The sequence below is a fragment of the Protofrankia sp. Cas8 genome, assembly GCF_963555845.1.
Taxonomy (GTDB): Bacteria; Actinomycetota; Actinomycetes; order Frankiales; family Frankiaceae; genus Protofrankia.
In genome coordinates this window covers 1-13,983 of the sequence record NZ_CAUVXI010000151.1, presented here as the reverse complement: position 1 = coordinate 13,983, position 13,983 = coordinate 1, and the positions used below count along the sequence as shown (strand labels likewise).

Genomic DNA, 13,983 nt, shown 5'->3' with positions numbered 1-13,983 from the left:
CGTAAAGTCGATACCGCGATCCGCTATCATTCTTTCCAGGCTCTCCTGCCCAGTCGGGAGAACGCCGCCGGATTTCCATTTCACCTGACCATAGGGTACCGGGTCGTAGATCCAGTCGTGCTCGTCAGCAATCCGATCTCCGATCCGGTGCAGCTGTGTGAAAGCCATGTGGTGGGCGAGGTTGAAGTAATCACCTGCCAGCTCGGGGCGGAGCAGGCGAACAAGGCTCGCGGACAGGTCGCGGTTATGCGCAGGAGAGAACTTCCCGCAGGCCATGGCCTTGTCGTCTGGATAGAGCGATTCAACGTGGATCTTGAGAGTGACGTCGACGAGCCGATCCGGAAGGTTGAGGGACGTGATCGCCTCACCGGCGCCGCAATCGTGGACGACAGCCTGGAGACTCTGCGTCACAGCGGTGCGCTGGAACGCCGAAAGAAGGAGACCGCGGCCGAATACGACCACAGTATTCTGGTGAACGCCGAGGTGGACGGTCGGGACGAGATCGCCGCGCGGGGGCGCTACCGCGAAGCCGTGGAAGGTGGCTCAACCGCTGATCGGGGACGGCGACTGTTCGATGCCGCGAATCGGCCCGAGCTCGCTGACCCGGATGCCCCGGAGCCGCTGGAGACCGCCGGGCCCAAGCGGTGGCCCGCTGCGGACAAAGCGGCCGCCTCCACTCGGCAGGACCGGGAGGACGGCGCTCGATGACAGCACCGTGCCAGCCCATGACGTCCGGGTCGGGTCTTCACGGTTACCTCTTCTCCATGGTCGGAGAGTTGGGCGACCGAACGGTCCTGGCTCCTTTTCCCGACGATAAAATCTTCATCGGACAGGCTGTCTGGACCGTACTTGTCCTGATTGCCTCCTTCGTGTTCCTCTGGATTTTCCTACCGACGGTGGCGTCCAGACCGTGGTTCCTGGATGCCACCGAAAGAGCAGTGGGACTCGTGGGTACGATCCTGCTCCTGCCGGAAGACTGGATCCTGACCCGGGACAAGATTCCGACTGTCGTTGAAAAGGTCACGACCGGGTATGGGCGGGCTGTCGCGGAAATCTTCGCCCTGCTGACAGAGATCGTCAGATGGGCGTTGCCGCAGGCCGTGGTGTTGGGCCCATCCCACCTGCGACAGCCGGCAACCGTGAGAACATCGGCAACCGCGAGAACATCGATGGAGATGAATCAGCACGGTTCGGATACCACCAGCCCTGATAGTCCAGCGCCCTCGGCCGCTGTGCCCGCGGCCAGGACCGTCACCGATCAGGTCGTCCCGGTGGCTGTGGCGTTCGTCGTGGTTCTGTGCTTTCTCTGGTGGAATCAGGCTCGGTGCGTTCCGGGCAGCCCGGCCTGCGTGCATCCCCTGAATTCCTGGCTCACGCTGGTGAGCGCCTCGGCGAAGGGGTCCGGGTAAGAGTGCCCGGTAACAGGGGCGTGCCCCTGTTACCGGGCACCCTTTGGGAACGATGTGAATCTGATGTTGTGCCAGGAGCATCAGATTCACATCGTTAGGAGCGCCTGGTGGTAGGGGCGTGGATTGTGGATCAAAGAGTGGGGCTGGCGTGCAGGCGCTCGGCGGCGGCGGCGACGGTGGCGCCGTGGCGGGCGCCGGGGGAGCGGGTCAGGCGTGCGACCGGGCCGGACAGCGACAACGCCGCAATGACGCGGCCGTCGGCGTCGCGGACCGGGGCCGACACCGACGCGAGCCCGGCCTCGCGCTCGCCGACGCTCTCGGCCCAGCCGCGGCGTCGCACCCGCTCCAGGTCGGCCGCATCGAACACCGCCCCCGGGGGAATGGCCGTATCGACCGGTGGGCCGTTCACATCCGGGCTCACATCCGGGCTCGCATCCGCGCTCGCCGTGCCGGTGAAGGCGAGCAGCACCTGCGCTCCCGATCCGGCGGTCATCGGCAACGTCGATCCCACCGGGACGGTGTCGCGCAGGCCGCTGGCGCGTTCGGCCGCGGCCACGCACACCCGCACGTCCCCGTGGCGCACGTAGAGCTGGCTGCTCTCGCCGGTGGCGTCGCGCAGCGCGGTCAGGACAGGTGCCGCCGCGTCCACCAGGGCCCAGGGTAGCGGCACGGCGCCACCGGCGGCCAGCCGCGGCCCGGGGATGAAGCGGCCGCGGGAGTCCCGGCCGACCAGCCGGTGCACCTCGAGCGCGGCGGCGAGCCGGTGTGCGGTCGCCCGGCTCAGCCCGGTGCGGGTAACGAGCTCGCCGAGGGACACCGGACCCGCCTCCACCACGCTGAGCACGGCAGCCGCCTTGTCCAGAACGCCGACTCCGCTAAGCTGTTCCATAGACTGATACTGTCATCCCAGAATATGGGAAGTCCAGTACTGTCGAACGCACAGCGATCAGCTGAAGACTCAACCACGCAATCATCTGAAGGAGTGGGCCATGGGGCGCACACTCGCGGAGAAGGTCTGGGACGCTCACGTCGTTCGGCGTGCCGACGGCGAACCCGACCTGATCTACATCGACCTGCATCTCGTACACGAGGTGACCAGCCCGCAGGCATTCGAGGCGCTCCGGCTGGCCGGTCGACCGCTGCGCCGCTCGGATCTCACCATCGCCACCGAGGATCACAACGTCCCGACCATCGACACGCTGCGCCCGATCGCCGACCCGGTCTCGGCCGCCCAGGTCGAGGCCCTGCGTAAGAACTGCGCCGACTTCGGTGTCCGGCTGCATCCGATGAACGACCCCGGTCAGGGGATCGTCCACGTCGTCGGTCCGCAGCTCGGCCTCACCCAGCCGGGCATGACGATCGTCTGCGGGGACAGCCACACCTCCACCCACGGCGCGTTCGGCGCGCTCGCCTTCGGCATCGGCACGAGCCAGGTCGAGCATGTGCTGGCCACCCAGACGCTGCCGCTGCGCCCGCCGAAGACCATGGCGGTCACGGTGGACGGGGCGCTGCCCGCCGGTGTCACCGCCAAGGATCTGATTCTCGCGATCATCGCCCGGATCGGCACCGCCGGCGGCCAGGGGCATGTGATCGAATACCGCGGCGAGGCCATCCGCGGGCTGTCCATGGAAGGCCGCATGACGGTGTGCAACATGTCCATCGAAGCGGGTGCTCGTGCCGGCATGGTCGCTCCCGACGAGGTGACCGTCGCCCACCTGCGGGGCCGCCCGCACGCGCCGGTAGGCGCGGACTGGGACGCCGCACTCGCCTACTGGGCGACCCTGGCAACCGACGACGACGCGGTGTTCGACCGCGAGGTCGTGGTGGACGCGGCTGCGCTGAGCCCGTTCGTGACCTGGGGTACCAATCCCGGGCAGGGCGCGCCGCTGTCGTCCCGGGTGCCCGACCCGGCGGACTACCCCGATCCGGCGGTCCGCTCCTCGGTCGAGCGCGCTCTGGCCTACATGGCGCTGACGCCCGGCACGCCGCTGCGCGACATCCCGGTGGACACGGTGTTCATCGGTTCCTGCACCAACGGGCGCATCGAGGACCTGCGGGCCGCCGCGGCCGTCCTGCGCGGTCGCCGGGTGGCCGACGGACTGCGGGTCCTGGTGGTCCCCGGCTCGATGACGGTGAAGGCGGACGCCGAGGCCGAAGGGCTCGACGAGGTCTTCCGCGCAGCCGGTGCGCAGTGGCGTAGCGCCGGTTGCTCGATGTGCCTGGGCATGAACCCGGACACGCTGGGGCCCGGCGAGCGCAGCGCGTCCACGTCCAACCGCAACTTCGAAGGACGTCAGGGCCCGGGCGGGCGCACCCACCTGGTCTCGCCCGCCGTCGCAGCCGCGACCGCCGTCACCGGGCGGCTGACCGCGCCCGCCGATCTCTGACCGGCGAGACAACCCCAACCACGACATGACGAAGGGGGCGCATCCGCGATGGAGGCGTTCACCACGCACACCGGCCGGGCGGTGCCGCTGCGGCGCAGCGACGTCGACACCGACCAGATCATCCCCAGCGACTGGCTCAAGCGGATCGAACGAACCGGCTTCGGCGCGGGCCTGTTCTCGCAGTGGCGGGCCGATCCGGGCTTCGTCCTGAACAACCCGGTTCACAGCGGCGCCACGATCCTGCTTGCCGGCCCGGATTTCGGCACCGGGTCGTCCCGCGAGCACGCCGTGTGGGCGCTGCAGGACTATGGCTTCAAAGTGGTGATCTCGGCGCGTTTCGCCGACATCTTCCGCGGCAACGCCCTGGGAAACGGCCTGCTGCCGGTCGTGCTCCCGGCCGCGACGGTCGAGGCGCTCACCGACCAGGTCGAGGCCGATCCCACCATTGCGATTACCGTTGACCTGGCTGCACTCGAGGTGCGGGCACCCGGGCTCGTCGCGGGCTTCGAGATCGACGACTTCACCCGCTGGCGTCTGATGGAGGGTCTGGACGACGTCGGTCTGACCCTGCGTCACCAGGATGCGATCACAGCCTTCGAGACCACTCGCCCCGGGTGGTTCCCGGTGACCAGGTAGGAGACTATTGGTCGTCACTGAATGTGGCGAACTGTGGTCGATCGAGGGCTCGTCCGCCATCCTCCGGGTGCCGCTAGATGATCTAGAAGAGTCGTTGACGTGCGGGTTTGTGTTGCGCGACACGCGCAGGGGAATTGCCCTAACCGGTGGACATGCCTACGGTGCAGCGCAGTGTGATGCCCGATCTGCTCCCTAACCCCGCGCCCGCGGGGGGCGTCCGGAGGTTGTTGTGAACAAGTCCCAGTTGGTTGATCGCATCGCCCAGCAGATCGAGGGCGGGCGATCGAACGCGACCAAAGCAGTCGATGCCGTGTTCGAGGCGATCCAGGAAGCCGTGTCAGCCGGTGAGAAGGTCACCATCACCGGGTTCGGCGTCTTCGAGCGTGTCGAGCGGGCGGCCCGTACCGGCCGCAACCCGGCCACAGGCGAGCCGGTGCAGGTGGCCGCCTCGGTCGTGCCGAAGTTCAGGCCGGGTTCGGAGTTCAAGGCCAGCGTGTCGGCGAGCGAGGAGTGAGCGAGAGGTAGCCGAGAGGTAACCTAGAAGCGAGCGAGGAGCAACCGAGAACGCGGGTGCCGACCGTGGGTCCGTCAGGGCACTCACGGCCGGCGCACCGCCGGTCAGCCGTACGCCAGCCGCAGGGACGGGCTCATCAGGTCGGTCTGGTAGTCCGACAACGGTTCCCCGTCCGGGCCGGTCGAACGCCGGTACCACGTCCCGTCCGGCTGCAGGATCCAGCCCGCCACGCCCTCGGAGAAGGCGTGGTCGAGCATGACCCGCAACGGTTCCTGGGACAGCTGCCCCACCCGCACCAGCGCCTCGATGCGGCGGTCGAGGTTGCGGTGCATCATGTCCGCGCTGCCGATCCAGCACTCCCGCAGCGAGGTGAACTCCAAGACCCGGCTGTGCTCCAGGAAGCGGCCCAGGATCGACCGGACGTGGACGGTCTCCGACAGGCCCGGGATGCCCGGCCGCAGCCCGCAGATCCCACGGACGAGGCACTGCACGGGCACGCCGGCACGGGACGCTCGGTACAGCGCGTCGATGATCTCCTCGTCGACGAGACTGTTGATCTTGAGGCGGATTCCGGACACCTGGCCCTGGCGGGCCGCCTCGCTTTCCCGCTCGATACGTTGGATAATGCCGTCCCGCATATGCTGAGGCGCTACCAGTAGTGAGCGGTACTCGGTCTGGCGGCTGTAGCCGGTCAGCACGTTGAACAGGTCGGTGAGGTCGGCGCCGACATCGGGGTCGGCGGTGAGCAGGCCGAGATCCTCGTACAGCCGCGCCGTCTTCGGGTTGTAGTTGCCGGTACCGACGTGGCAGTACCGGCGTAGTCCACCGCGCTCCTGGCGGACCACCAGACACGTCTTGCAGTGCGTCTTCAATCCGATCAGCCCGTACACGACGTGGCAGCCCGCGCGCTCCAGCTCGCGCGCCCACCGGATGTTCGCGGTCTCGTCGAATCTGGCCTTGATCTCCACCAGGACGACGACCTGCTTGCCCGCCTCGGCCGCGCTGATCAGAGCGTCGACGATGGGGGAGTCACCCGAGGTCCGGTACAGCGTCTGCTTGATGGCCAGGACGTGCGGGTCGGCGGCAGCCTGTTCGATGAACCGCTGTACCGAGGTGGTGAACGAGTCATAGGGATGGTGGATGAGCACGTCGCCCTCACGCAGCACCGTGAAGAAATCGGTCTGCTCCCCTTCGGACGCCGCGAGCCGCGGGTGGGTTCGCCGCACGTGCGGGGTGTCCTTCAGCTCGGGACGGTCGAGGTCGTAGAGCGCCCACAGCACCGACAGGTCCAGGAGCCCCCGAACCCGCATCACCTCGCGGCTGGTGACCTCCAGCTCCCGCATGAGGAGGTCCAGCAGGTTGTCGTCGACGTCGTCGGCGACCTCAAGGCGCACGGCCGGGCCGAACCGCCGGCGCGCCAGCTCACGTTCGAGAGCCTGTAGTAGGTCCTCGGCCTCGTCCTCCTCGACCTCCAGATCGGCGTTGCGCGTGACCCGGAACAGGTGGGCGTCCACCACCTCCATACCTGGGAAGAGCTGCGAGAGGTGGGCGGCGATCACCTCCTCCAGGGGGATGAAGCAGACATCGCGGTCGTCGGACTCCAGCCCGCGCGGTTCCGGGCGCCTGCTGTCGTGGCGCGGGTGGTCCGGCTCGACGCGGATCAGCCGGGGCACGTTCTGGGGAACCTTCACCCGTGCGAACCGCTCGGCATCCCCGCCCGGGGTACGTACCGTGACCGCCAGGTTGAGCGACAAGCCGCTGATGTAGGGGAACGGGTGCGCCGGGTCCACCGCGAGTGGCGTCAGGACGGGGAAGACCTGCTGGTTGAAGTACGCGTGCAGGCGATCCTTCTGAACCTCGGTCATGTCGCTCCACAGGCGGATCGTGATGCCGGCGTCCGCCAGAGCGGGCGTGACCACGTCGCTGAAACACCGGGAGTGACGTTCGTAGAGTTCAGTCGCTGTTCTACTGATCAGGTCAAGCTGCTCGCGGGAGGTGAGGCCGTCGGCGGAGAGCACCGCGAGTCGGGTCGCTTCGCGGCGCATCAGGCCGGCGACGCGGACCATGTAGAACTCGTCCAGGTTGCTGGCGAAGATAGCCAGGAACTTGGCGCATTCGAGCAGTGGTGTGGCCGGATCCTCGGCGAGTGCCAGTACGCGGGCGTTGAAGTCCAACCAGGACTTCTCGCGGTTGATGAAACGGTCTTCGGGAAGATCGGACGGCGTCGGTGGCCGGGGCGCCTCCAGCGGTTCAAGCAGGGCGCTCCGTGGTTTACGCTGCGGCTGTTCGGATCGGTTCACCACCAGCTCGGTCATGCCCTCGATGGTGCCAGTCTCCGGTGGCCGGGGCAGGTGCGAGCGACGATTAGGACCCGTACAACGGGTCTGGGACAGCCCAGAGCCGACCATTGCCTCAGCCGCTGGGGCTGTCAGGATATCGCGGGTCCGTGGGCCGACGCCCAGACGCAGCGCGTCCCGCAGGTCGTCGAGCGTGTCCACGTCACGCCGCAGGCCGGGCACTGACCGGCCGAGCGGCGTGGTCAGGTCCCGGGCTCCCGAACGGACGTGTGCGGCCCGGCTCGCCGGGCCGAACCGGGGTGCGAGCGCCGTGCCGGGCGCGGCGGCGAGCATGACCGTGCCGGTACCCTCCGCATCCGCGACCATGGCCCGGCGCTCGGGTGGCACGGCCAGCAGCGCCGCCCGCAGCTCGGCCGGGCGCAGTGCCGCGAGGTCCGCGGACATCGCCGCGACGCCGGCGCCGGGCCACCGCCGCGCGGCCTCGGCCGCACCGTGCGTCAACGCCGCGTTGAGACCCGTGTCGGGAGTGTCAGGGATGATCACTACCCGAGCGTCGATGTCGGCGATATCCGCGATGTCGGCGATGCCCGCGATGCCGGCCCGCGCCGTGCGGTCGTTGGTCACGACGACGACGGCCACCACCACATCATGATCAATATCTCTGGCCGCGGCGACCGTGTCCTGAGCCATCGCGAGCGCGAGAGCCGCACGTTCGGGGTGGGCGAGCCGGCTCTTGGCCGCAGTCAACCGCTTGACCGGAACAATGACCACCCAGGTCGGGTCGGGCGTCATCTCCGGAGTAGCGCGGGTATCACGTCCTGACCCTACGACATCCGTGGCGGCGTGGCGGCCGGTCCCGGCATCTCCCGGCGGTCGCCGCGATGGTTACCGTCTGGCAACGGTCTAGTCATCATATGGTCACTACATGGTTGACGCTGAGACACGATCGGACCCGGCCTGCGAGCACCCGACTGGCGAGCACCCGGCCGGCGGGCGATCCGTGTGACGAGAGCGGCTGTTCTCTGCGCCGGATCCTGGGGGACGGTCTTCGCCAAGGTGCTCGCCGACGCCGGGGCCGGGGTCACGCTGCTGGCGCGTGCGCCCGACATCGTCAAGGCGGTGAACCACCATCATGTCAACCCCCGCTACCTGCCCGGACTCACACTGCCTGACCAGGTCAGCGCCACCGGGGATGCCGCACACGCGCTCCGCGGGGCCGATCTGGTCGTGCTCGCGGTGCCGTCCCAGGCCCTGCGTGGCTGCCTGGTTCGCTGGGCGCCACTGGTCCCGCCGTCCGCGGTGTACGTGAGCCTGATCAAGGGCGTCGAGGGCGAGTCCCGCCGTCGGATGAGCGAGGTCGTCAGCGAGGTCACCGGCGCGGGTCCGGACCGGATCGCGGTGGTCAGCGGCCCGAACCTGGCGGGTGAGATCGCGGCCGAGCAGCCGGCGGCCACCGTCGTGGCGAGCCGCTGCGAGCAGACCGCGATCGATCTGCAGGGGGCCTGTTGGACGTCCTATCTGCGCCCGTACACCAACTCCGACCTGGTCGGCTGTGAGCTCGCCGGTGCTGTCAAGAACGTGATCGCGCTGGCCGCGGGCATGCTCGAGGGAATGGGGTTCGGCACCAATTCGGTCGCCTCCCTGATCACCCGGGGGCTGGCCGAGACGGCCCGGCTCGGCGTCGCCATGGGCGCCGATCCGCTGACGTTCGCCGGCCTCGCCGGCCTGGGTGACCTGGTGGCCACCTGTTCGTCGCCGCTGTCGCGCAACCGCACCTTCGGTGAGAAGCTCGGCCGCGGCATGACCCTGGCGACGGCCAGCATCCAGCAGGTTCAGATCGCCGAGGGCGTCCGCTCCTGCCGGCCCATCCTGGGTCTGGCCCGGTCACTGGGCGTCGCAATGCCGATCACCGAGCAGGTGGAGCGGGTCATCTACGAGGGCCTTGCGCCGATGGACGCGGTTAAGGAACTGATGAGCCGCGAACCAGGCCGCGAGCACCGCGCCCCCAGCGCCTGAGCGATCACCGGAGCCGTCGCCGCCGGTTGCGTGGCGTCGGGGTCACGGTGAGGCGGCCGAGCATCGGTTAGGGTCCGGTCCATGCCCGGCACTGCGCGCAGGATCCGGATTGCCGTCCTCTACGGCGGACGCAGCACCGAACACGCGATCTCGTGCGTGTCCGCCGGCAGCGTGCTGGCGGCCCTGGACCCGCGGCGTTATGACGTTGTGGCCGTCGGTATCACCCCGGACGGCCGTTGGGTGCTCGGTTCGGGTGATCCGGCGGCGCTCCAGGTCCGTTCCGGCGTGCTGCCGAGCGTCGAGGGCACCGGGATACCGGTGGCCCTGCCGGGTGACCCCACCGCGGGCGGCCTGCGGAGCCTCGGTCTCGGCGAGGACGCTCTCGGCGAGGTCGACGTCGTGTTCCCGTTGTTGCACGGGCCCTTCGGCGAGGACGGCACCGTGCAGGGGCTGCTGGAGATGGCCGGCGTGCCCTACGTCGGCTCCGGCGTGTTCGCCAGCGCCGCGGCCATGGACAAACAGCACATGAAGACCCTGCTTGCGGCCGCGGGGCTGCCGGTGGCGCCCGTGGTGGTGCTGCGCGGGGGACAGACCATCACGGCATCCGACCGGCAACGGCTGGGCCTGCCTGTGTTCGTCAAGCCGGCCCGGGGCGGCTCAAGTATCGGCATCAGCCGGGTGGACGCGTGGGATGACCTGGAGACCGCGCTGAAGGCGGCCCGTGCGGTCGACCCGAAGGTGCTTGTCGAAGCCGCCGTCGCCGGCCGTGAGCTCGAGTGCGGGGTGCTGGAGGGCCTGGCCGGCCGCGAGCCTGAGGCGAGCGTCCCGGCCGAGGTGACGGTGACATCCTCAGCCGGGTTCTACGACTTCGACGCCAAGTACCTGTCGGGAGCGGTCCGGTTCGACGTTCCGGCCGACATCCCCGTCGCCGTCGCCGCCAGGATTCGCGAAGTTGCCCTGCGCGCGTTCACTGCGCTGGACTGCGCGGGTCTCGCGCGGGTGGACGTCTTCTTGTGCCCGGACGGTTCGATCGTCGTCAACGAGGTCAACACCATGCCCGGGTTCACCCCGACCTCGATGTTTCCGCAGATGTGGGGTGCCAGCGGTCTGGACTACCGGGCGCTGGTGGACCGGCTGATCGAGTCGGCGGTACGTCGCGGCACTGGGCGGCGGTGACTGGGCGGCGGTGACTGGGCGGCGGTGACTGGGCTGCGGGTCAGGCGACCGTCGCCCTGGTGGCGTCGCGGACCGGACCGGCGAGCGTGACCAGGACGTCGAACGCCTGCACGGACGCGGGCAGGATGAGCACGACCTGGGGACGTCGGGTCGGCGTGGAGTAGCGGACGCTGGCACCGCGATCCTCGGCGAACCAGCCGACGTCGTCGACCACCGCGAGGGTCACGTCCGGTCGATAGCCCGCAGCGACCCCGGGAACCCCGCACGACAGGACCGCGGGCGGGGAACCCCAGGCGGCGACGAACGGCGAGGCCGGTCTGACCTCGCGCCGACCCAGACCCGCCCCCAGTGAGGACGGCAGGGCCGCAACGAGGTTCACGCAGGCGACCCGTTCGCTGCCGGCCGGGTCGGGCGCCAGGGTGACCGTGACCGGACCCGGGGAGCCCGCGCAGGATGTGACTAAAATCACGATGATGATGACACTGGCTCGCATGATGGCCGGAATCGAGATCCTGGCCATCATGCGAGTGACGGACACCCGTCGGATCAGGGCGGGGGAGTCCGTGATCCGTGCACGGCCCACGCCACCGGTTCGGGCCGCCGGCAGCGCGAAGGGCCATGATCGCACCGCCGTCGGCCGGGTCAGAAGTGAACCACCGGACACGTCAGGGTCCGGGTGATGCCATCGACCGCCTGCACCCGTGACATGACCAGTTTTCCCAGCTCATCGACGCTGGCGGCCTCGGCGCGCACGATCACGTCGTAGGGGCCGGTGACGTCCTCTGCCTGGGTGACCCCGGGGATCTGTTCGATCTCCTTGGCCACCGAGGAGGACTTTCCAACCTCAGTTTGGATGAGGATGTACGCGTGGACCACAGACGCTCCCTCGTCGGACGCCGACAACCCGTCGCTCAGAACAACGGGCCGACAGAAGGTAACAGGCAATCGGCCCTCGTGAGTGTCTCTGACGCAGGGGAATTTGGTCTGATCGCCCGTGTGGTGACCCGGTTGGGGGCGCCTGGCCCACCCGCGGGTCCTGGTGACGACGCCGCAGTGGTCCCGACACCCTCGGGTTCTGTGATCGCCACCACAGACCTGCTGGTTGAGGGGCGGCACTTCCGGTTCGACTGGTCCTCCCCGTACGACGTGGGCCGCAAGGCCGCCGCCCAGAGCCTCGCGGACGTGGCGGCGATGGGAGGCACGCCCACCGCGCTGCTGATCGGGCTGGCCTGTCCACCGTCCACTCCGATCGAGATCGTCGACGGGGTGGCTGACGGTCTGCGTGACGAGTGCGCGCTGGTCGGCGCGGTCGTGGTCGGCGGTGACATGGTCAGTGCGAGCGAGGTATGCCTGGCCGTGACCGCGCTGGGGGAACTCGCGGGCCGTACGCCGCTGACGCGGGCCGGCGCACGGCCGAGCGACGTGGTGGTGCTCGCCGGTACGGTGGGCCGCTCCGCCGCCGGCCTGGAGCTCCTGCTGGCCGGCGTGCGCGATGGTCCGCTGGTGGCCGCCCACCGCCGTCCGTCGCCGCCGTATTCGGCCGGACCTGCGCTGGCACATGCGGGGGCCAGCTCGCTGGTGGACGTCAGCGACGGGCTGCTCGCCGATCTCGGGCACGTGGCAGGCGCGTCCGGGGTCGTGTTCGAGGTGGATGTGGCCGCACTGAGGGCGCTCGTTCCCGGTGTCGAGGTGCGACACCTGCTCACCGGTGGCGAGGACCACGGCCTGGTCGGGACGCTGCCGGCGGGCGTGGACCCGCCGCCGGGGGTGGCGGTGATCGGCAGAACGCTCCCGGTCGGGTCGGCCGGCGGCCGGCCAGAGGTGCGGCTCGTCGGGGAGGGTATCCCGCCGGACCTGCGCGGCCCGCACCGCGACGGACCGGCGCCGGATGGTACCGCGGGCCCGGCACGGGGCTGGGACCATTTCAGCCACTGAATTCAGCTGTTGATACTGATTCAGCTGTTGATGCGGCCGGGTTCGCGCATAGCGTGGCGCCCGTGTCCCCGTCCACCAGGATTCCGCCTGCCATGGTCCTGCCCGCTGTGTCCCCGCCCCGGGTGTTGACGATCGCCGGCTCCGACTCCGGCGGCGGCGCCGGCATCCAGGCCGACCTGAAGACCATGGTGGCTCTCGGCGTCCACGGGATGAGCGCCCTGACCGCGGTGACGGCCCAGAACTCCCTGGGGGTGCACGGGGTGTGGGACCTGCCGGCCGACGCCGTCGTCGCGCAGATCCGGGCGGTCGTGGACGACATCGGTGTCGACGCGGTCAAGACCGGGATGCTGTCGTCACCGCGGATCGTGGCGGCCGTGGCAGCTGAGCTGGCAGACCTCGCCGACGGGGGTGTTGCGGTCGTGGTCGACCCGGTCGGGGTGTCCAAGCACGGCGATCCACTGCTCGCGCCCGAGGCCGTCGATACCGTCCGGACCCGGCTACTGCCGGTGGCGACCGTGGTGACCCCGAACCTGGACGAGGTGAAGCTGCTCACCGGCGTCGCCGTGCACGACGAGGACGACATGCCGGCCGCGGCCCGGGCGGTGCTCGCCCTCGGGCCACGCTGGGTGCTGGTGAAGGGCGGTCACCTGCGCGGCGACGCCGTGGACCTGCTCACCGACGGCAGGCAGACCGTCCTGCTCCGGGCACCACGACATGACAACCGGCACACGCACGGCACCGGTTGCACCCTCGCGTCCGCGGTCGCGTCGTTCCTGGCCCGCGGGTCGGACGTACCTGACGCGGTGCGGGCGGCCAAGGCCTACGTCACCGGTGCGGTGGCGGCCGGCTTCGCGCTCGGCGCCGGCATCGGCCCGGTCGACCACGCCTGGTCCTGGCGCAACGCCGCCGGCGCGCCGCCGACAGCTGCTATGCCCTGGTCACCTTGCCGGCCTTGATGCAGGAGGTGCACACGTTGAGGCGCTTGGGCGTCTTGCCCACGAGCGCGTGCACAGTCTGGATGTTGGGGTTCCAGCGCCGCCGGGTGCGCCGGTGGGAGTGGGAGACCGACATACCGAAGCCCGGCCCCTTGCCGCAGACGTCACACACCGAAGACACGAGAACACTCCGCCGGAAGAAGGTGATGATGATGCCGCGTGTGCGGCAGTCTCCCGAGGCTACCCCACCGGCGTCCCGTCATCGTCGTGGGCCTGCTCCGCGCCGGCCGTGAGCTGCGCTCGGGGCACCGAAACCGCGGCAGGTCAGCACTCCAGCTCGAGCTGTTTCAGCTGCCGTAGGTGTTGGAACGGTGGGAGACGTCGAGGACTCGGACAGCATGTGTCGTGTCGTCGATTTCGTAGCGGATTCGCCATGCTGCACCCCGTCGCGCGGAATACTGGCCGGCATACTCGCTGTGTAAGGGGTGACCGACACGATACGGGTTGTCGAGTAATGGTCCGGCGATGAACTCTGCTATAGTTGTGGCGATTTTTTCCGGAAGGCGGGCGAGCTGGCGGACCGCGCGGGGTCTGACCTCAAGGGTGTATCGTGCGGTCATGTGCCGGATGATTCCGTGAACAGGTGAGCGAATCGGCTCCGGAACCCCGTTTCATCAA

General features: G+C 69.3%; 15 protein-coding genes and 1 pseudogene. 9 read left to right on the top strand and 7 right to left on the bottom strand.

Annotated elements, in window-relative coordinates; translation table 11 throughout:
• Together U9977_RS19175 and U9977_RS19170 are read left to right on the top strand one after the other, a co-directional pair.
• A partial coding sequence (locus tag U9977_RS19175) for a hypothetical protein (RefSeq protein WP_322750658.1) occupies positions 1 to 708 on the top strand: 708 nt, incomplete at its 5' end.
• A gap of 17 nt (positions 709 to 725) precedes the next feature.
• The gene (locus U9977_RS19170) at positions 726 to 1,409 is read left to right on the top strand and encodes a hypothetical protein (protein ID WP_322750657.1); all 684 of its coding nucleotides are present in this window, start codon (positions 726 to 728) and stop codon (positions 1,407 to 1,409) included.
• Positions 1,410 to 1,539: 130 nt separating this feature from the next.
• On the opposite strand, the gene U9977_RS19165 is transcribed toward U9977_RS19170, so the two are convergent.
• A complete protein-coding gene (locus U9977_RS19165) occupies positions 1,540 to 2,298 on the bottom strand; it encodes an IclR family transcriptional regulator (protein ID WP_322750656.1) in 759 nt (252 codons plus the stop codon).
• A 100-nt stretch (positions 2,299 to 2,398) separates the two neighbouring features.
• Here U9977_RS19165 and leuC point away from each other — a divergent pair, with 100 nt between their 5' ends.
• From leuC to U9977_RS19150, 3 genes are all read left to right on the top strand, one after another.
• Entirely contained in the window at positions 2,399 to 3,796 is a 1,398-nt protein-coding gene (gene leuC / locus U9977_RS19160) for a 3-isopropylmalate dehydratase large subunit (RefSeq protein ID WP_322750655.1), read from the top strand.
• A gap of 48 nt (positions 3,797 to 3,844) precedes the next feature.
• Positions 3,845 to 4,432 (top strand): 3-isopropylmalate dehydratase small subunit, encoded by a 588-nt coding sequence (leuD, locus tag U9977_RS19155; RefSeq protein WP_322750654.1) that lies wholly within the window; start codon positions 3,845 to 3,847, stop codon positions 4,430 to 4,432.
• A gap of 229 nt (positions 4,433 to 4,661) precedes the next feature.
• On the top strand, positions 4,662 to 4,946 hold the full coding sequence (locus tag U9977_RS19150) for an HU family DNA-binding protein (RefSeq protein ID WP_239310351.1): 285 nt from the start codon (positions 4,662 to 4,664) through the stop codon (positions 4,944 to 4,946).
• A gap of 104 nt (positions 4,947 to 5,050) precedes the next feature.
• Here U9977_RS19150 and U9977_RS19145 read toward each other — a convergent pair whose 3' ends face one another.
• Positions 5,051 to 7,261, bottom strand: coding sequence for an RNA degradosome polyphosphate kinase (locus U9977_RS19145; RefSeq protein ID WP_322750659.1), 2,211 nt, complete (start codon positions 7,259 to 7,261; stop codon positions 5,051 to 5,053).
• Positions 7,262 to 7,390: 129 nt separating this feature from the next.
• A pseudogene (gene cofC, locus U9977_RS19140) lies at positions 7,391 to 8,035 on the bottom strand (2-phospho-L-lactate guanylyltransferase); the annotation flags it as partial.
• Between the two features lie 210 nt (positions 8,036 to 8,245).
• Between cofC and U9977_RS19135 the strand changes: the two are divergent.
• Positions 8,246 to 9,259: an NAD(P)H-dependent glycerol-3-phosphate dehydrogenase gene (locus U9977_RS19135; protein WP_322750653.1), complete on the top strand. Its 1,014-nt coding sequence runs from the start codon at positions 8,246 to 8,248 to the stop codon at positions 9,257 to 9,259.
• Between the two features lie 81 nt (positions 9,260 to 9,340).
• Complete coding sequence (locus U9977_RS19130; protein WP_322750652.1) at positions 9,341 to 10,435, top strand: D-alanine--D-alanine ligase family protein; 1,095 nt, start codon at positions 9,341 to 9,343, stop codon at positions 10,433 to 10,435.
• A gap of 40 nt (positions 10,436 to 10,475) precedes the next feature.
• Here the strand turns inward: U9977_RS19130 and U9977_RS19125 are convergent, their stop codons facing one another.
• Entirely contained in the window at positions 10,476 to 10,973 is a 498-nt protein-coding gene (locus tag U9977_RS19125) for a DUF3515 family protein (RefSeq protein ID WP_322750651.1), read from the bottom strand.
• A gap of 104 nt (positions 10,974 to 11,077) precedes the next feature.
• Entirely contained in the window at positions 11,078 to 11,311 is a 234-nt protein-coding gene (locus tag U9977_RS19120) for an Lrp/AsnC family transcriptional regulator (protein ID WP_131747996.1), read from the bottom strand.
• On the opposite strand from U9977_RS19120, the gene U9977_RS19115 reads away from it, so the two are divergent.
• Complete coding sequence (locus U9977_RS19115; protein ID WP_416210693.1) at positions 11,303 to 12,370, top strand: thiamine-phosphate kinase; 1,068 nt, start codon at positions 11,303 to 11,305, stop codon at positions 12,368 to 12,370. The genes U9977_RS19120 and U9977_RS19115 overlap by 9 nt on opposite strands.
• A 92-nt stretch (positions 12,371 to 12,462) precedes the next feature.
• A complete protein-coding gene (gene thiD, locus U9977_RS19110; protein ID WP_322750649.1) occupies positions 12,463 to 13,326 on the top strand; it encodes a bifunctional hydroxymethylpyrimidine kinase/phosphomethylpyrimidine kinase in 864 nt (287 codons plus the stop codon).
• Here the strand turns inward: thiD and rpmB are convergent.
• On the bottom strand, positions 13,298 to 13,486 hold the full coding sequence (gene rpmB / locus U9977_RS19105; protein WP_013874853.1) for a 50S ribosomal protein L28: 189 nt from the start codon (positions 13,484 to 13,486) through the stop codon (positions 13,298 to 13,300). The genes thiD and rpmB overlap by 29 nt on opposite strands.
• 166 nt (positions 13,487 to 13,652) lie before the next feature.
• Positions 13,653 to 13,925, bottom strand: a complete 273-nt coding sequence (locus U9977_RS19100) for a type II toxin-antitoxin system RelE/ParE family toxin (RefSeq protein WP_322750648.1) — start codon at positions 13,923 to 13,925, stop codon at positions 13,653 to 13,655.
• Positions 13,926 to 13,983 lie beyond the last annotated feature (58 nt).